The sequence below is a fragment of the Geodermatophilus sp. SYSU D00700 genome, from assembly GCF_054050255.1.
On sequence record NZ_JBJGZA010000003.1, the window covers coordinates 143,299 to 159,022 of the forward strand.

The following is a 15,724-nucleotide window of genomic DNA, read 5'->3' on the forward strand; positions in this document are numbered from 1 at the left end:
CCGGTGCGCTACAACGGGCGGGTGCCCGCCGAGTCGCCCGTCCTGCGCACCGCCCGTTTCGCCGAGCTGACCCCGTTCGAGGTCTACGCGCTGTGCCGGCTGCGGGTCGACGTCTTCGTCGTCGAGCAGCGATGCCCCTATCCCGAGCTCGACGGCCGCGACGTCGAGCCGGCCACCCGGCACCTGTGGTTCGAGGAGGACGGCGCGGTGCTGGCCACCCTCCGGGTGCTCGACGACGGCGCCACCCGCGCCATCGGCCGGGTCGCCACCGCCGCCGGCGCCCGCGGGCAGGGGCTGGCCGCGCGGCTGGTCGAGGCCGGGATCGAGCTGTGCGCGGGGGCGTCGATCACGCTGGGCGCCCAGGCGCACCTGCAGGGCTGGTACGAGCGGTTCGGCTTCCGTCCCAGCGGCCCGGGGTACGTCGAGGACGGCATCCCGCACGTGCCGATGCGCCGCGAGCCGGCGTGAGCAGGACCGCCGGGTGACCGGTCAGGTCGCCGCCACCGGGGCGAGGTCGGCGGCACCGAAGGCGGCGTCGAAGCGCTCGCACCAGATGACGACGCTGGTGTAGGCCGCCGCGTCGACCCCGTCGGGCACGACGTAGTTCTGGTTGCCCACGTTGCCCTTGAGCACCCCGAGGTCGACGAACTCGTCCTCGAAGGCCGCCGCGTCGCCGTCGGCGGGGTTCTGCGAGAGGTAGACGTAGAGCGTGGGCCCGTTGGAGGTCTCGAAGTCCTCCAGCCGGACGACGGTCGAGCCGTCGGGCAGCCGGACCACGCGGACGGTGCCGACCGTCTCGTGCTCCAGGGAGACGAACGTGCCGGCGGCGAGGTCGACCGGGCCGGCCGGCAGCGCGCTGCCGATCCCGCCGGTGGGGTCCGCCGCCCCGGCTGCCGCCGAGGGCAGGCCCTCGTCCACCCGGCTGTCGTAGAGGAGCTTCTGCGGCTGGAACCACACCAGGGTGACCACCCCGAGCACCACCGCGACGACCGCCGCGCCCAGCCAGATCCACGTCCTCCGTCGCATCGACACGGCGGCGGACCATAGCCGCGCCCCCCGGGTCCGGGAACCGTCCCGCGCGCGCCGTCCGGGCGTGACCGGCGGCCGGGCGGGTACCGGCCGGGCATGGCGGACGACGGGGACGTGGGCGGCTTCGCCGGAGGGCTCGGCGCGCGGCTGGCGGGCACCGACGACGGCGCGGCGACGCTGGCGTTCGAGGTGCGCGACGAGCACCTCAACCCGGCGGGGACGCTGCACGGCGGGGTCGTCGCGACCCTGGTCGACACCGCGATGGGGCAGGCGGTGCGCACCACCACCGCCGACGGCGAGGTGCCCGCGACGAGCCAGTTGACCGTGACCTACCTGCGGCCGGGAAAGCCGGGGCGGCTGGAGGTGCGGGGCCGGGTGCGCACCCGCGGCGAGCACCTGACGATCTGCGAGGCCGACGTCGAGCAGGACGGCCGCGCGGTGGCGCACGCCGTCGCCACCTTCGCGCTGCTGGACCGCTGACCCGCGGGTGGCTCAGGTGGTGAGGAGCGGGGGCGCGGCCACGTCGACGACCAGCGCGGCTCCCTCCACGTCGTCGTCGTAGACCTCGTCGTCGTCGCCGGTGCCGCACTGGCTGACCAGCAGGATGAACGCGAACACGGCCACGAGCAGGGCGAGGAAGGTGCCGAAGAACACCGCGCGGCCCCGCCGCGGACGCGGCGGCGGCATCCCTCGGCGCGGCTCCTGGGGATCGGGCGGACGGGCGGCCTGGGACACGGCGGCGCTCCTCGTCGTCGGGGAGGGGACCACCCGGTGGCGGGACCGCCGGGAGGTGACGCGGTCGGCGCGTCCCCCGTCCCATGCCCAGCCCACCGGCGGGTACGCGTGACCGGCGCGCCCCGGGCCGGAGGGGGACGATCGCGGCATGGCCACCGCGACCTGGAACGGGACCGTCATCGCCGAGTCCGACGACATCGTCACCGTGGAGGGCAACGCCTACTTCCCGCGCGAGTCCGTGCGGGACGAGGTGCTGCGTCCCTCCGACACGCACACCACCTGCCCGTGGAAGGGCGTGGCGTCGTACTACTCGCTGGAGGTGGACGGGCAGGTCAACCGCGACGCCGCCTGGTTCTACCCCGAGCCGAAGCCGGCGGCGGAGGAGATCACCGGACGGGTGGCCTTCTGGCGCGGCGTCGAGGTCCGCTGACCGGAGGACCTCCCTGCCCGGGGTCCTCCCTCAGCCGCCGGGGCGGTCGCCGGCCAGCGCGCGGGCGTCCGCGGCGGCCTGCGGGTCGAGGACGCCGGCGCGCTCCTGGCTGTCGATGACGCGCTGGTAGGCCGCCCAGGCCTCGGCCGGCGGGACGTCGAGCGCGGCGGCGATCTGGTCCCAGCCGGCCCCGCCGCGCAGCGCGGCGCGGAAGCCGACCAGCTGGCTGTCGTGGGCCTTGCGGGCGATGACCTCGCCGAGCGCGAGCAGCTCCAGCGACTCGGGCACGTCGAGGGAGGTGGAGTCGTCGAGCAGCGAGCTCCACGAGTCGTCGTCGCGGCCGGCGTCCGCGGTCGGGGACGTGGCCCCGGAGTCCCGCCGGCTCAGGAAGTCCAGGCGGGTGGCGGCGGTCTGGAGCGAGAACTCCTGCTCCAGCACCTCGGGTGTGATGCGCATGCCGCCACGATCCCCGGCCGCCGCGGCGGGTCAAACCCGGTGCGACCGAGGTCTCCCCGAACGGCGGACGGCCCGCACCCCGGGTGGGGTGCGGGCCGTCGACGGCGGAGCCGGGGTCAGCTGTCGACCCCGACAGCCTCCTTGGCGACCGCGGCCAGGGCGGTCTGCGCGGCGCTGACCACCTGGGACCGGTTCTTGTGGGTCTCCTCGTAGCGGATCAGCACGTTGATCTGGTGCGGGTCGCGCAGGGCCTTGGCGGCCTTGGCGGCGTCCGAGGTCGACAGCGAGTCGAAGCCCTTGACCGGCAGCTCGTCGGCGGAGACGTCGCCGAGCTCCTCGCGGGCGGCCTTGGCGGCCTCGGCGGCCTCGCGGTTGCCCTCGCGGCGGGCGATCCGCTCGGCCCGGCGCAGCGTGGCGGCGCGGCCGACGGCGAGGGTCTCGCGGACGGCGTCGGAGAGGGTCGAGGCCTTGTCGGCCACCTCGCCGAGCTCGTCCTCCACCTTCTGCCGGCGCTGCTGCGCGGTGTCGAGGGCCTCGTTCACCCGGTTGGCGACGAAGCGGTACGGGGCGAAGGCCGCCCGCGTGGCGACACCGGCGACCTGCTGGAACGGCGTCGGCTGCAGCGCGGCGGGACCGCCGAGGGCCTCCTCGGCCAGGACGACGGTCAGCCACTCGATGGTGGCCTCGTGGGCGCGGACGAGCCCCTCGGCGAGGCGCTCGACCTTGGCCAGCCCGGCCTTCTTGCCGAGCACCTTGAGGTAGGTGGCGCGGTCGTGCAGCTGGTGCTCGAGGGTGAGGTCCTGCAGCAGGGCCTCCTCGATCGGCGTGGCCTGCTCGACGGTGGCCTTGAGGACGGCCGAGAGCCGGCCCACGACCGGGGTGACGAGGTCGGGCGCGCCACCGAGCTCGCGCAGCTCGGCGGTGATCAGCCGGGTGCGCTCGGCGGCGTTGTCGGCGTTCTGGGTCAGCTCGCGGCGCACGGCGTCGGTGCGGGCCTGCGAGACCCGGGTGCGGGCGATCTGCTCCTCGGTCTGGGTGAGCAGGACCAGCGCGCGGAGCTGGTTGACGATCTTGGCGTGGTCGGTCACGACGGAGGACTCCAACGATCGGGGATGACCGGACGAGTTCTGTGTGCCCCGCTCCCCCGGGCCGCTAACTCCTGCAAGCGGATTGCTAGCGGTGAGGTGCGTCACCCCCCGGGAGGCACCCAGTCGTCGGCGATGCCCAGCCGCTCTCCCACTGCGTGCATCTCCGCCTCGAACAGCGGGCCGGCGTCGGCGAGGGCGAAGCGCAGGTGGCCGAACACTTCCATGCAGACCATCCCGTAGAGCCGCACCCAGCAGGAGAGGAACACCGACATGACGCCCAGCGGCAGCGCGACGGGCAGCTCGGTGCACCACTCCCGCAACTGCTCGCGGTAGTCGGGGTCGAGGTCGTCGTCGGCCGGCACCGGGAACGGCCGCCGCAGGTAGACCGCCGCGAACAGGGTGGCGAAGACCCCGCCGAACCGGCGCCCGGCCTCGGCCGCCGGCCCCTCGCCGTCCTCTGCCTCGGGGACGACGCCGTCGGCGGCGCTGCCGAACAGCAGGCCGAACTCCGCCGGGTGGGTGGTCGCCCAGGTGCGGAACGCCCGCGCGGTGACCAGCAACTGGGTGCCCGGCCGGGGCGGGTCGACGGCGTCGCGCGCGGCCTCCATGACGTCGCAGAGCTCGTCGTAGAGGTCGGCCACCACCCGCTCGACCAGCTCCTCGCGGCTGGCGAAGTACCGGTAGAGCGCGGGTGCGGTCAGCCCGACCTCGCGGGCGATGGCCCGCAGCGCCAGGCCGTCGACGCCGTGCTCGACCAGGACGGCGCGGGCCGCGGAGCGGATGTCGCGCAGCGTGTCGGCGCGCGCCCGCTCCCGGCGGCTCAGCGGCTGGGCCATGGCTCCTCCTCTCCGCCCGGTTGACAAGAGTGAACGGTGTATGCAGAGTTACCGCCGTTCGCTAACGCCGTTCACTATCCTACCGCGAGACAGGGAGGCGGCCGTGTTCGAGGCCCTCGGACGAGTGGTGTACCGACGACGTCGGGCCGTGCTGGCGCTCAGCGCCCTGGCCGTCGTCCTCGCCGGCGTGTGGGGCACCGGCGTGTTCGGCCGGCTCACCGGCTCCGGCTTCGAGGACCCGGCCAGCGAGAGCGCCCGGGCCGCGGAGCTGGCCGTCCGGGAGCTGGGCCGCGACAGCCCCGACGTCGTCGTCCTGTACCGCAGCGACGACCTCGTCGTCGACGACCCGGCCTATCGGGAGGCGGTCACCGCCTCCCTGGCGGGGCTGCCCGGCGGGGTGGTCGAGCGGACGACGACGTGGTTCGACACCGGCGCCGAGCCGCTGGTGAGCGAGGACCGGCGGTCGACCTACGCGGTGCTGCAGCTGGCCGGGGACGCCGACGAGCGCATCGACGCGGTCGAGGTCGTCGAGGCGGAGCTGTCCGCGCCCGGCCTGGACGTCGCGATCGGCGGCGGCACCACCGTCGAGCGGGACATCAACGAGCGGGTCGCCGCCGACATCGCGCGCGCCGAGATGATCTCGCTGCCGGTGCTCGCGGTGCTGCTCGTGGTGGTCTTCGGCAGCCTCACCGCCGCGGGCCTGCCGCTGGCCATCGGCGTCACGTCGATCCTCGGCTCGTTCGCCGCGCTGCGGGCGGCCAGCGAGTTCACCGACGTCTCGGTGTTCGCCGTCAACGTGGTGACGATCCTGGGCCTGGGCCTGGCGATCGACTACGGGCTGTTCGTGGTCAGTCGGTTCCGGGAGGAGGTGCGCCGTCAGCCGAGCGTCGAGGACGCCCTGGCCCGGACGATGGCCACGGCCGGCCGCACGGTCGCCGTCTCCGGGGTCACCGTCGCGCTGTCGCTGGCCGGCCTGCTGATCTTCCCCCAGGTCTTCCTGCGCTCGATGGGCTTCGGCGGGATGAGCGCCGTCCTGATCGCCATGCTGGCCGCGCTCACCCTGCTGCCGGCGCTGCTGGCCGTGCTCGGCCCGCGGGTCGACGCGCTCGCCGTCCCGTGGCGGCGCCGCCGCGCGGCCACGGCCGGGGCCGGCCGGGGCGGCTGGGAGCGCCTTGCCCGCGCGGTCATGCGCCGGCCGGTCGTGGTGACCGTCGCCGTCGTCGGGTTGCTGGTCGCCCTGGCGCTGCCCTTCCTGCGGGTGGAGTTCGGCGCGATCGACGAGCGGGCGCTGCCGGCTGGGACCGAGAGCCGGGTGGTGGCCGAGGCGATCGACCGGGACTTCCCCGCCTCGCCGTCCGGTCCGGTGACGGCGGTGGTCACCCTCGCCGACCCGGTCGACTCCCCTGAGGGCGCGGCGGCGCTGCAGGGCTACGTCGCGGACCTCGCCGCGGTCGACGGCGTGGAGGGCGCCACGGTGACCGGCGCGGCCGGGAGCACGGCGCGGGTGTCGCTGGCCTACACCGGCGACCCGGTCGACGCCGACGCCCGCGAGCTGGTCGCCGCGGTGCGCGACGTCCCCGCCCCGCCGGGCGGCACGGTCCTCGTGGGCGGGGAGAGCGCGGTGATGACCGACCTGCTCGACAGCCTGGCCACGCTGCTGCCGTGGATGGCCCTGCTCGTGGTGGGGACCACGCTGGTCCTGCTGTTCCTGGCCTTCGGCTCGGTGGTGCTGCCGGTCAAGGCGGTGCTGATGAACGTGCTCTCGCTCGGGGCCTCGTTCGGCGCGCTGGTGTGGATCTTCCAGGACGGCAACCTCTCCGGCGTCCTGGACTTCACCTCGACCGGCTTCATCGAGGCGACCCAGCCGATCCTCGTGCTGGCCATCGTGTTCGGCCTGTCGATGGACTACGAGGTGTTCCTGCTGTCGCGGATCCGGGAGCAGTACGACCTGACCGGCGACAACACCACCGCGGTCGCCACGGGGCTGCAGCGCACCGGCGGCATCATCACCAGCGCCGCCCTGCTGCTGCTGGTCGTGATCGGCGCGTTCTCGCTGTCGGGGATCACCTTCATCAAGATGATCGGCGTGGCGATGGCGATCGCGATCGTCGTCGACGCGACCGTCGTCCGGGTGCTGCTCGTGCCGGCGTCGATGCGGCTGCTGGGCCGGGCCAACTGGTGGGCCCCCGGGCCGTTGCGGCGGGTGTACGCCCGGTACGGCATCCGCGAGTCCGACGGCGAGGTCCCGGTCCCGCGGGAGCGGGTGCCCGAGCCGGCCGGCGTCGGCTGAGTGCGGGTCGCACCGGCTCCGCGGGACCGCCGCGGAGCCGGCGCGGCGCGTCAGCGGGCGGGTGCCGCCGGGGGCACCGCCGGGCGGCGGCGCGTCTGCAGCCGCAGCACCGGCTGGGTCAGCTGCGCCAGCGCGGCGCAGCGGGGGCACACCGGGCCGGGGTGGGTCTCGGCGGCGCAGGTGTCACAGGGCACGCGGGGTCTCCTCGGGCGGCGCGAGTCCGGCCGGACTCGGGGAGTCAGGACCCTGCCACCCGCGGCCGCTCCGCCCGCACCGGCTGGGACGGGTGGGACGAGTCGTCAGCGATCCGTCACCTGGGCGCGGGGGCGGGGGTCCAGCGGGGGCGCCGCCGGACGACCGCCGTGGCGACCGGACGGGACGCGGGGGCGCAGGTGCAGGGCCGGCCGGCGCAGGGCTGCGAGGGGCTCATCGGTGACCTCCCGGGGACGGTGGCCGCCGAGCGTGGCAGCCGTCGTCGCTCAGGGCAGGCCCGGCGCACGCGCGCGACACGAATGTCATCCGATCGACCCGCCCCGTTCCCCCGGACGGCGGGCGGGTGAGCGCGCGGTGTCGACCTGGTGCAGTCCCGGGGAGCCGGAGACCGCACCAGGTCGACGACCGGCGGGGTGGTGCTCAGGCGGCGCCGAGGGAGCGCCAGTAGGCGTTGAGTGCGCCGTTGGTCTTCACGAACCAGACGATCGGGCCGACGAGGATGAAGACACCGGGCAGGTACCAGAGCCCGGTGGCGCCGCTGACCGGCTTGGCGCGGCCGGCCCGCTCGTAGAGGGCGCCGACCTCGCTGCTGGCGACGAACGGCGAGACGAAGCCGACGAAGATGGCGATCACCAGGGCCAGGCCCCCGCCGAGGCCGTTGCCGGTGTGCCGCTTCATCTCGTCGTGGACCGCGTAGTACCAGACGAGGGCGTAGATCCCGAAGGTCACGATCGTCAGCAGGATCGCGACGCCGGTGCCGCGCACCCTGCCGATCGGGCCCGACGGCGGGAAGTGGGCCCCGGCGGGGACCGGCGGCATCGGCTGGCCGGCGTAGCCGGGGAACGCCGGGGCCTGGCCGTAGGGCGTCTGGCCGAAGGGCTGGCCGTACGGAGCCTGGCCGTGGACGGGCTGCTGGGCGGACGCGCCCGGGTACTGAGAGGTGGTCATGGGTCCCCCGCTCGGAGTGGACCGGCGGGTCCGCCGGCGGGCAGCAAGATAGGGGCGGACCCCGCTCGCCGGGGGGAGGTGAGCCGCGCCACCTCCCGACCCGGCACCCGCGGCCCCGGTCGCCACTCGAGCCCCGCGAGTGGTCGCCTGCGGTGGTGACCGGGTCCGGGTGACCACGGCGACCGACCGGTCGGCGAGAGGTCGCCCGGCGACCTCAGCCGGCCAGCAGCGCCGCGAGCCGGTCGAGGTAGGGCACCTGCCCCTTCACCAGCCGGACCCGCGCCTCGGCGAGGTCGAACCAGGCCGCGCGGTCGACCTCGGGGAAGTGCTGCACCCGCCCCGAGCGCGGCGGCCACTCCAGCGGGAAGGTGCCGCTCACGACGGCGCCGGCGTCGAGGTCGCCCTCCGCGGCCCACACGGTGAGCACCTTCGCGCCCGCCCGCAGCTCACCCAGCGGCGTCAGCGACGTCGCGGGCACCGGGCTGCCGAGCTCCTCGGCGAACTCGCGCCGGGCGGCCGCGAGCGGGTCCTCGCCGTCGTCGTGCTCGCCCTTGGGGATCGACCAGGCGCCGGCGTCCTTGCGGGCCCAGAACGGCCCGCCCATGTGCCCGAGCAGCACCTGCGGGTCCCCGCCCGGGCCGCGCCGGTACAGCAGGATCCCCGCGCTCCGCCTCGGCACCGGGCCACCCTCGCACGGCGGTTCAGCGGCAGTCGTCCTGGTGGCCGTGCCCGTGGCCGTTGCCCTGCCCCGGCTTGGGCTCGCAGGTCTGCGCCGGGGGCTCCGGCGCTGGAGGCACCGGCGGCGGGGGCGGCGGCAGGGGCGACGGCGACGGCGCGACCGCCGGAGGCGGCGGGACCTCGACCGGGGGCGGCGTCACCGCCACCGGAGCGGGCGACGGCACGGACGACGGCGCGGGCGTCGGGGTCGCGGTCGGCGGAGCCGCGGGCGCGGACGTGGGCGCGGGCCCGGCCGCCGGCGGCGGGGCGACGGGGTCCCCGGTCCGGACCGCGGGCGCGACCAGCGCCGCCAGCCCGACGACCACCGCCAGCAGCACGACCGCGCCGCCGGCCACCCAGCCGCGACGCCAGACCGCGCCCTCGGCGCGGTGGCGGGAGCGGCTGGGCAGCACGTCGGTGTCGCCGTCGCCCCGGTCGTCGAACGCGCCGTCGAACACGTCGTCGAACACGTCCAGGGGCGAGGGGGGCCGGCCGGTGTGCACCGGCGCGAACCTACGGAGCGGAGGTCCCCGGCTCCGCGCGACCCGCCGGACGGCGAGGGCGGCGCCTCCCGGGGGCAAGGGGGGACACCCGGGAGGCGCCGCCGGTCAGGGGAGGCGCTGGAGCGCGGTCAGCGCCTCGGCCAAGTTCACGACGTCGGCGTACTTGGCGTCGAGGTCGGCGAGGTTGTTCTCGTGCAGGGCGGGGGTCCGGTCGGCGCAGGCCTGGCGCACCACCTGCGGCCGGAACCCGGAGTTCAGCGCGTCCATCGCGGTGGCCCGCACGCAGCCGGACGTGGAGACCCCGGCGACCACCACGGTGTCCACGCCCAGGCCGGTCAGGGTCGGCGCGAGCGTCGTGCCGAAGAACGCCGAGGCGTACTGCTTGACCACCACCGGCTCCCCGGGGTCGGGCTTGAGCGCGAGCTCACCCCACTCCCCCGGCGCGTCCTCGGCGAACGCGGCGAGCGCCGGCACCTTGCGGACGAACAGCCCGCCGTCGGCCAGGCCGCGGGTGTAGCGCACCGCCGTCCACACCACCGGGTGCCCGGCGGACCGGGCGGCGGCCACCAGCGCGGCGGTGGCCTCGACCGCCGGGCCCGGGTCGGGCAGGGCGAACGGCCCGCCCGGCTCGGTGTAGGCCCGGCAGAGGTCGACGACCACCACCGCCGGGCGCTCGCCCCAGCCGACCCGGCCGGAGAACGACGGGCCGTGGGGCCCGGGGGCGCTCATCCCGCCGCCCACACCGGGCGCCGCGGCGCGGGCAGGCCGGTCTCCTCCTCGCAGCGGGCCAGCAGCTCCTCGATCGGCGGGCCCATGTCGAAGACGGGCAGCTCCGCGGGCCGGTCGGCGCGCATCGTGTCGCGCAGGGTCTCGGTGGCGTCGGCGTCGACCTCGCCGTCCTCGGTCAGGCAGACGCCGTACCGCTCGGCGCCCCGGGAGGTGACCAGCCCGCGGCGGACCTCCCGGGCCACCAGCTCCGGGTCGCGCTGCAGCGGGTCGCCCCACCCGCCGCCGCCCCAGGTGACGAAGTGCAGGACGTCGCCGGGCCGCACCGGGACCCCGTGGCACTTGCTCGGCAGCACCTCGCGAGTGCCGTCGGCCCGCTCGATCCACTTGCGGCCGCGGGCGCCGGGCTGCCCGCCGTTGACCCCCCACGGGTAGGTGAGCCAGCGGTCGTCGTGGATGGCGATCTCGCCGGGCTCCTCGAACACGTAGGCGACGTCGACGCCGTTGCCGCCGCGGTGCAGACCGGCGCCGCCGGTGTCGGGGACGGTCTCCCACCGCTCGATCCGCAGCGGGTAGTAGGACTCGAGGTACTCGCAGGGGATGTTGACGAAGCTCGGCCACAGCGAGTGCCCGTCGGGGCCGTCGCCGAGCGGCCGGCCGGGGATGCCGCCGAACCCGATCGAGTACAGCTGGAACCACTCGCCCTTCCGCTCCCCCGACGAGTAGTGGCCGGAGTACATGAAGTGCGGCGAGGAGGAGAAGCCGGCCGCGTTGAGCAGCGCCGGGTTGGTCTGCCCGAGCAGGCCGCCGAACAGGTCGAACACCCGCCCGATGCCGTGGTTGCGGCCCGACAGCGCCGCCGGGAACTCGGGCTTCCAGTACGACCCGTCCGGGATCGTGACGTCGACCAGCGGGTAGAAGCCGTCGTTCCACAGGATCTGCGGGTCGGCCACGGTGATCATGTAGATCCCGAAGAACATCCGGGCCAGGTTCTCGTTGAGGTAGTAGTTGATCGGGCCGGCCGCCTGCGGCGAGGACCCGGTGAAGTCCAGGTGCACCTTCTCGCCGGTGCGGGTCAGCGACAGCTTCAGCTCGTAGGGGCCGTTGCCGACGCCGTCGTCGCAGATGTAGTCGGTGAACGAGAGGGTGCGGCCCTCCTCGAACACCATCTGCAGCAGCACCTTCATCGCGTCGTGGTTGCGCTGCAGCAGCGCGTCGAGCGCCGACAGGTAGGTGGCCGTCCCGAACCGCTGGCACATCTCCACCACCCGCCGGGCGGCGGTGCGGCAGGCGGCGACCAGGCCGTTGAGGTCGGCGCGGTTCCAGTCGGGCTTGCGGACCTGGTTGAGGATGATCCGCAGCGCGTCGTCGTTGAGCACGCCCTTGCGGTAGAGCTTGAAGGGCGGGATGACCACGCCCTCCTCGTAGATGGTGCGCGCGTCGGTGGGCATCGACGACGGCGTCTTGCCGCCCACGTCGGACATGTGGCCGAACATCGACGCCCAGCCCACGACCCGGCCCTCGTGGAACACCGGCATGACCAGCAACCAGTCGTTGGCGTGGCTGATCGCGGCGCCGCACGAGTACGGGTCGGACGTCAGCAGGACGTCGCCCTCCTCGACGGTGTCGTCGAAGCCGTCGAGGAAGTCGGGGATGGACAGGCCGAACTGGCCGACGACCATCTTCCCGCTGGGGTCGCCGATGAGCGGGAACTCGTCGTGCTGCTCGCGGATGCCCGGCGACAGCGCGGTGCGGAACAGCACCTCGTCCATCTCGTAGCGGGCGTTCCGCAGCCCGTTCTCGATGAGGTCGAGGGTCACCGGGTCGACGTCGACGCGCTCCACGCCGCCGGTCGCGGTCTCGATGATCCGGGCCACGGGTCAGCCCTCCGAGGGGGTGATCAGCAGGGACCCGGACGCGTGCACTTCCGCCACGTGCCCGGGCAGGACGAGGGTGGTGGAGTCCATCTCGGTGACGATCGCGGGGCCGCGCACCACGTCCCCGGCCCGCAGCCGCGCCCGGTCGTAGACGCCGGCGGTCACCCGCTCGCCCTCGACGTGGACCGGGTGCTCGGTCACCAGCGCCCCGGACGGGTCGCCGTCGCCGGCCTCAAGGTGCACCGGGGTGACGTCGGGCCGCGGGCCGGTGACGGTGGCGCGGGCGTTGACCAGCTCGTGGTCGACGTCGAGCAGGAAGGAGAACAACCGGTCGTGCTCGGCGTCGAAGGTCTTCCCGAGCTCGTCCAGCGCGCCGTCGCCGTCCAGCCACGCGGGGTCGACCTCGACCGGGATCTCGAAGCCCTGTCCGTGGTACCGGACGTCGACCTGGAAACCGACGGTCTGGTCGGCCCGCGCCAGGCCCTGCGCGGCCAGCCGCCCGCCGGCCTCGTCGGCCAGCTCGCGCAGGATCTGCGCCAGTTCGCCGTCGGCCAGCTGGCCGAAGCGGCGCAGCACGGTGCGGGCGGACTCGTCGCGCCGGCTGGTGGTCGCGTCACCCAGGGCGCACAGCACGCCCGGTGACGGCGGGACGATCACCGGCCACGCCCCGGTCAGCTTGCCCAGCGCGTTGGCGTGCAGCGGCCCGGCGCCGCCGAAGGCGACCAGCGCGAAGTCGCGCGGGTCGAAGCCCTGCTGCACCGAGACCAGCCGCAGCCCGCCGAGCATGTTCTCGTTGACGATGTCGACGATGCCGGCGGCCGCGGCCTCCGGGGAGTCCAGGCCCATGGCCTCGGCCACCTTGCTCACCGCGTCCCGCGCCGCCTCGACGTCGAGGGTGATCTCGCCGCCGGCCAGCGCGGAGGGCAGGTAGCCGAGGACGACGTTGGCGTCGGTGACCGTGGGGTCGACCCCGCCCTTGCCGTACGCGGCCGGGCCGGGGTCGGCGCCGGCCGACTGCGGGCCCACGCGCAGCGCCCGGGTCAGCTCGGGGACGTGCGCGATCGAGCCGCCGCCGGCGCCCACGGTGCGGACGTCGACGCTGGAGGCCCGCACGGTGAGGTCGCCGACCTCGGTCTCCCGGCCGATCCGCGGGGACAGGTCGCGCACCAGCGCCACGTCGGTGGAGGTGCCGCCCATGTCGAAGGTGATCAGGTCGCGGTGACCGCACTGCTCGGCGACCCACACCGCGCCGGTCACCCCGCCGGCCGGGCCGGACAGCAGCATGGTCACCGGTGCCGCGACCGCGGCGTCGGCCGACTGCAGGCCGCCGTCGCTGCGCAGGATGGACAGCTCGCCGGCGACGCCGCCCTCGCGCAGCCCCTCGGAGAGGTGGCGCACGTACCGGTCGACCTGCGGCTGCACGTAGCCGTTGGCCACCGTGGTGAGCGTCCGCTCGTACTCGCGCAGCTCGGGCAGCACGTCGGAGGACAGCGACACCGGGACGCCGGGCAGCACCTCGGCGGCGAGCTCGCGGATGCGGCGCTCGTGCGACCCGTCGGCGAAGGAGTTGACCAGGCTGACGGCGAGGGCCTGCACGCCGCGGCGCGCGAGCTTCTCGAGCTGGGCCCGGACATCGGCGTCGTCGAGCGGGCGGACCACCGACCCGTCGCTGGCGATCCGCTCGTCGACCTCGACGGTGTCCTCCAGGTCGGCCAGCGGCTCGGGCTTGGGCCAGATGATCCAGCCGGCCAGCCCGCCGGGGACGAAGCTGCGCGCGATCTGCAGCACCTGCCGGAAGCCGCGGGTGGTGACCAGGCCGACGGTGGCGCCCTTGCCCTCGAGGATGGCGTTGGTCGCGACCGTGGTGCCGTGCAGCACCTGGGCCACCTCGGCCAGCGAGATGCCGGCGTCGGCGCAGACCTTGTCGATGCCGGTGAGCACGCCGACCGCCTGGTCGGCCGGGGTGGAGGCGGTCTTGGCCCGCCAGGTGGCGCCGCTGTCCTCGTCCACGAGCAGGACGTCGGTGAAGGTGCCCCCGACGTCGACTCCGAGCCGGTAGCTCATGCGGTCTCCTCCTGGCGGATCGCGGTGGCGGTCATCTGCAGCCGGGCCGCCCGGACCATGACGGCGCGGGCGTTGGCGATGTGCGAGGTCATGACGGCGCGGGCCCAGGCGGGGTCGCCGGCGCGCAGGGCGGCGACGATCTCGCTGTGGTGCGCCAGGCTGCGGCGCAGCGACTCCCCGTCGTAGGTGAGGAAGTTGCGCCGCACGATCGGCGGGTGGATGGCCGCGGCGAGGGCGGCGGCCAGGGCCGGGTGCGCGGCGAGGGCGACCAGCCGGTCGTGGAAGGCGCGGTTGAGCGGTACCAGCGCGTCGAGGTCCTGGCCGGGACCGGGGGCGCCGACCTCGTGCATCCGCCGGGCCAGGGCGTCGAGCTCCTCGACGTCGGCCGGCCGGGCGTTGGGCACGGCGTGCGCGGTCAGCTGCGGCTCGAGGACCGACCGCAGGTCGAACACGCCCTCGAGCTCGGCGACGGTCCAGGTGGCCACCCGGGCGCCGCGGTTGGGGACGACCTCGACCAGCCCCTCGGCGGCCAGCCGGGACAGCGCCTCGCGCACCGGCGTGCGGCTCACGCCGAGCCGGTCGGCCAGCTCCACCTCGCCCAGCCGCGCGCCCGGGGCGAGGTCCCCGCCCATGATGAGCTCGCGCAGCGCGGCCAGCGTCCGCTCCGCGGACGTCTGCGGACGTGTCACCGGTCACACCTCCCCGTGATTGCATGCAACGTAGGGGTACCGACCGTCGCGCACAAGGGTCCGCCGGGAGACCCCGCAGTTCCGCTTCGGCGCTTGCCGCGCACGTCAGGACGGGTGCAGACTGCGCGCGACCCGACCGGCCCGAGTCGGGCTGTGTATGCAACCGAGGGGGCACCGTGGGTGATCTGCTGGGGAACGGCCCGGCTCCGCGGGCCCGGCTGCGCGAGCTGCTCGCCGGGCCCGGGCCGCTGGTGGCGCCGGGCGCCTACGACGCGCTCTCCGCCCGGCTGGTCGAGCAGGCCGGCTTCGACGCCGTCTACATGACCGGCTTCGGGACGACGGCCTCGCTGATCGGCCGCCCCGACGTCGGGCTGCTGTCGGGTGCGGAGATGGTCGACAACGCCCGGCGGATCGCCGCCGCCGTCGACGTCCCGGTCATCGCCGACGCCGACACCGGCTACGGCAACGCGCTCAACGTCGTCCGCACGGTGCAGCTCTACGAGCAGGCCGGGGTGGCCGGGATCCAGCTCGAGGACCAGGTCATGCCGAAGAAGTGCGGGCACATGAGCGGCAAGGCGCTGGTCGGCACCGCGGAGATGGCCGGCAAGGTGCGGGCGGCGGTGGCCGCGCGGCGCGATCCCGACCTGGTGGTGATCGCCCGCACCGACGCGGTGGCCGTCAGCGGGGTCGACGACGCCCTGGAGCGCGCCCGGGCCTACGCCGACGCCGGGGCCGACCTGCTCTTCGTCGAGGCGCCGACCACCGAGGCCGACGTCGAGCGGATCGCCTCGGGGCTCGCCGGCGTCGCGCCGCTGGTGTTCAACTGGGCGGAGGGCGGGCGCACGCCCCCGCTGTCGCTGCAGCGGATGACCGAGCTGGGGTTCGCGCTGGTCATCTACCCGATCGGCACCCTGCTGGCCGCCACGGCAGGCATGCGCTCGCTGCTCGCGGCGCTGCGGGCCCAGGGGGTCCCGCCGCTGGAGGGGCTGCCGTCCTTCGGCGAGTTCACCGACCTCATCGGGCTGCCCGAGGCGCAGGACCTGGAGCAGCGCTTCGCGGGGTAGGGGCGCTCACCATCGGCAGCCGCCGGAGGGCTCCGGACAACGTCTCGGCGCTCCTGTCA

At 75.2% G+C, this 15,724-nt stretch carries 18 protein-coding genes; 5 read left to right on the plus strand and 13 right to left on the minus strand.

The genetic code is table 11. The features are described from left to right. The first annotated feature begins 21 nt into the window (after positions 1–21). Positions 22–468, plus strand: a complete 447-nt coding sequence (locus tag ACI79V_RS03980; protein WP_456887020.1) for a GNAT family N-acetyltransferase — start codon at positions 22–24, stop codon at positions 466–468. 21 nt (positions 469–489) lie between these two features. On the opposite strand, the gene ACI79V_RS03985 is transcribed toward ACI79V_RS03980, so the two are convergent. Further along, positions 490–1,026, minus strand: a complete 537-nt coding sequence (locus tag ACI79V_RS03985) for a DM13 domain-containing protein (RefSeq protein ID WP_456887199.1) — start codon at positions 1,024–1,026, stop codon at positions 490–492. 99 nt (positions 1,027–1,125) lie between these two features. Between ACI79V_RS03985 and ACI79V_RS03990 the strand changes: the two genes are divergently transcribed. Beyond that, positions 1,126–1,509: a PaaI family thioesterase gene (locus ACI79V_RS03990; RefSeq protein WP_456887022.1), complete on the plus strand. Its 384-nt coding sequence runs from the start codon at positions 1,126–1,128 to the stop codon at positions 1,507–1,509. Positions 1,510–1,521: 12 nt separating this feature from the next. Here ACI79V_RS03990 and ACI79V_RS03995 read toward each other — a convergent pair whose 3' ends face one another. Beyond that, positions 1,522–1,716: a hypothetical protein gene (locus ACI79V_RS03995; RefSeq protein ID WP_456887024.1), complete on the minus strand. Its 195-nt coding sequence runs from the start codon at positions 1,714–1,716 to the stop codon at positions 1,522–1,524. Between the two features lie 196 nt (positions 1,717–1,912). On the opposite strand from ACI79V_RS03995, the gene ACI79V_RS04000 reads away from it, so the two are divergent. Continuing rightward, positions 1,913–2,194, plus strand: a complete 282-nt coding sequence (locus tag ACI79V_RS04000; protein ID WP_456874589.1) for a DUF427 domain-containing protein — start codon at positions 1,913–1,915, stop codon at positions 2,192–2,194. A 30-nt stretch (positions 2,195–2,224) separates the two neighbouring features. Here ACI79V_RS04000 and ACI79V_RS04005 read toward each other — a convergent pair whose 3' ends face one another. The 3 genes from ACI79V_RS04005 to ACI79V_RS04015 all read right to left on the minus strand — a co-directional run bounded on the left by ACI79V_RS04005 (position 2,225) and on the right by ACI79V_RS04015 (position 4,574). Beyond that, entirely contained in the window at positions 2,225–2,650 is a 426-nt protein-coding gene (locus ACI79V_RS04005) for a hypothetical protein (RefSeq protein ID WP_456887026.1), read from the minus strand. Positions 2,651–2,766: 116 nt separating this feature from the next. Further along, positions 2,767–3,738 carry a ferritin-like domain-containing protein gene (locus ACI79V_RS04010; protein ID WP_456887028.1) on the minus strand — a complete coding sequence of 324 codons (972 nt, stop codon included), beginning with the start codon at positions 3,736–3,738 and terminating at the stop codon, positions 2,767–2,769. A gap of 101 nt (positions 3,739–3,839) precedes the next feature. Beyond that, complete coding sequence (locus ACI79V_RS04015) at positions 3,840–4,574, minus strand: TetR/AcrR family transcriptional regulator (protein ID WP_456887029.1); 735 nt, start codon at positions 4,572–4,574, stop codon at positions 3,840–3,842. 103 nt (positions 4,575–4,677) lie between these two features. Here ACI79V_RS04015 and ACI79V_RS04020 point away from each other — a divergent pair, with 103 nt between their 5' ends. Then, positions 4,678–6,864 (plus strand): MMPL family transporter, encoded by a 2,187-nt coding sequence (locus ACI79V_RS04020; protein ID WP_456887031.1) that lies wholly within the window; start codon positions 4,678–4,680, stop codon positions 6,862–6,864. Positions 6,865–6,914: 50 nt separating this feature from the next. Here the strand turns inward: ACI79V_RS04020 and ACI79V_RS04025 are convergent, their stop codons facing one another. The 8 genes from ACI79V_RS04025 to ACI79V_RS04060 all read right to left on the minus strand — a co-directional run bounded on the left by ACI79V_RS04025 (position 6,915) and on the right by ACI79V_RS04060 (position 14,601). Continuing rightward, positions 6,915–7,058 (minus strand): hypothetical protein, encoded by a 144-nt coding sequence (locus ACI79V_RS04025; RefSeq protein ID WP_456887034.1) that lies wholly within the window; start codon positions 7,056–7,058, stop codon positions 6,915–6,917. 439 nt (positions 7,059–7,497) lie between these two features. Further along, a complete protein-coding gene (locus tag ACI79V_RS04030; RefSeq protein ID WP_456887035.1) occupies positions 7,498–8,025 on the minus strand; it encodes a DUF4234 domain-containing protein in 528 nt (175 codons plus the stop codon). Between the two features lie 214 nt (positions 8,026–8,239). Continuing rightward, positions 8,240–8,704 carry an NUDIX domain-containing protein gene (locus tag ACI79V_RS04035; protein WP_456873725.1) on the minus strand — a complete coding sequence of 155 codons (465 nt, stop codon included), beginning with the start codon at positions 8,702–8,704 and terminating at the stop codon, positions 8,240–8,242. 22 nt (positions 8,705–8,726) lie between these two features. Next, a complete protein-coding gene (locus tag ACI79V_RS04040) occupies positions 8,727–9,245 on the minus strand; it encodes a hypothetical protein (protein ID WP_456887037.1) in 519 nt (172 codons plus the stop codon). Positions 9,246–9,350: 105 nt separating this feature from the next. Beyond that, positions 9,351–9,974, minus strand: coding sequence for an isochorismatase family protein (locus tag ACI79V_RS04045; RefSeq protein WP_456887038.1), 624 nt, complete (start codon positions 9,972–9,974; stop codon positions 9,351–9,353). Continuing rightward, a complete protein-coding gene (locus ACI79V_RS04050; RefSeq protein ID WP_456887040.1) occupies positions 9,971–11,848 on the minus strand; it encodes a hydantoinase B/oxoprolinase family protein in 1,878 nt (625 codons plus the stop codon). The genes ACI79V_RS04045 and ACI79V_RS04050 overlap by 4 nt, the downstream gene beginning before the upstream one ends. A gap of 3 nt (positions 11,849–11,851) precedes the next feature. After that, positions 11,852–13,912: a hydantoinase/oxoprolinase family protein gene (locus ACI79V_RS04055; protein ID WP_456887042.1), complete on the minus strand. Its 2,061-nt coding sequence runs from the start codon at positions 13,910–13,912 to the stop codon at positions 11,852–11,854. Beyond that, complete coding sequence (locus ACI79V_RS04060) at positions 13,909–14,601, minus strand: GntR family transcriptional regulator (protein ID WP_456887044.1); 693 nt, start codon at positions 14,599–14,601, stop codon at positions 13,909–13,911. The genes ACI79V_RS04055 and ACI79V_RS04060 overlap by 4 nt, the downstream gene beginning before the upstream one ends. Positions 14,602–14,777: 176 nt before the next feature. On the opposite strand from ACI79V_RS04060, the gene ACI79V_RS04065 reads away from it, so the two are divergent. Continuing rightward, a complete protein-coding gene (locus tag ACI79V_RS04065) occupies positions 14,778–15,665 on the plus strand; it encodes an isocitrate lyase/PEP mutase family protein (RefSeq protein WP_456887046.1) in 888 nt (295 codons plus the stop codon). The last annotated feature ends 59 nt before the right edge of the window (positions 15,666–15,724 follow it).

Bases quoted from the DNA above. Each gene is read 5' to 3' on its own strand.
- ACI79V_RS04015 (WP_456887029.1), bottom strand. From the start codon at position 4,574: ATGGCCCAGCCGCTGAGCCGCCGGGAGCGGGCGCGCGCCGACACGCTG.
- ACI79V_RS04045 (WP_456887038.1), bottom strand. From the start codon at position 9,974: ATGAGCGCCCCCGGGCCCCACGGCCCGTCGTTCTCCGGCCGGGTCGGC.
- ACI79V_RS04030 (WP_456887035.1), bottom strand. From the start codon at position 8,025: ATGACCACCTCTCAGTACCCGGGCGCGTCCGCCCAGCAGCCCGTCCAC.
- ACI79V_RS03985 (WP_456887199.1), bottom strand. From the start codon at position 1,026: ATGCGACGGAGGACGTGGATCTGGCTGGGCGCGGCGGTCGTCGCGGTG.
- ACI79V_RS03995 (WP_456887024.1), bottom strand. From the start codon at position 1,716: ATGCCGCCGCCGCGTCCGCGGCGGGGCCGCGCGGTGTTCTTCGGCACC.
- ACI79V_RS04055 (WP_456887042.1), bottom strand. From the start codon at position 13,912: ATGAGCTACCGGCTCGGAGTCGACGTCGGGGGCACCTTCACCGACGTC.
- ACI79V_RS03990 (WP_456887022.1), top strand. From the start codon at position 1,126: ATGGCGGACGACGGGGACGTGGGCGGCTTCGCCGGAGGGCTCGGCGCG.
- ACI79V_RS04005 (WP_456887026.1), bottom strand. From the start codon at position 2,650: ATGCGCATCACACCCGAGGTGCTGGAGCAGGAGTTCTCGCTCCAGACC.
- ACI79V_RS04000 (WP_456874589.1), top strand. From the start codon at position 1,913: ATGGCCACCGCGACCTGGAACGGGACCGTCATCGCCGAGTCCGACGAC.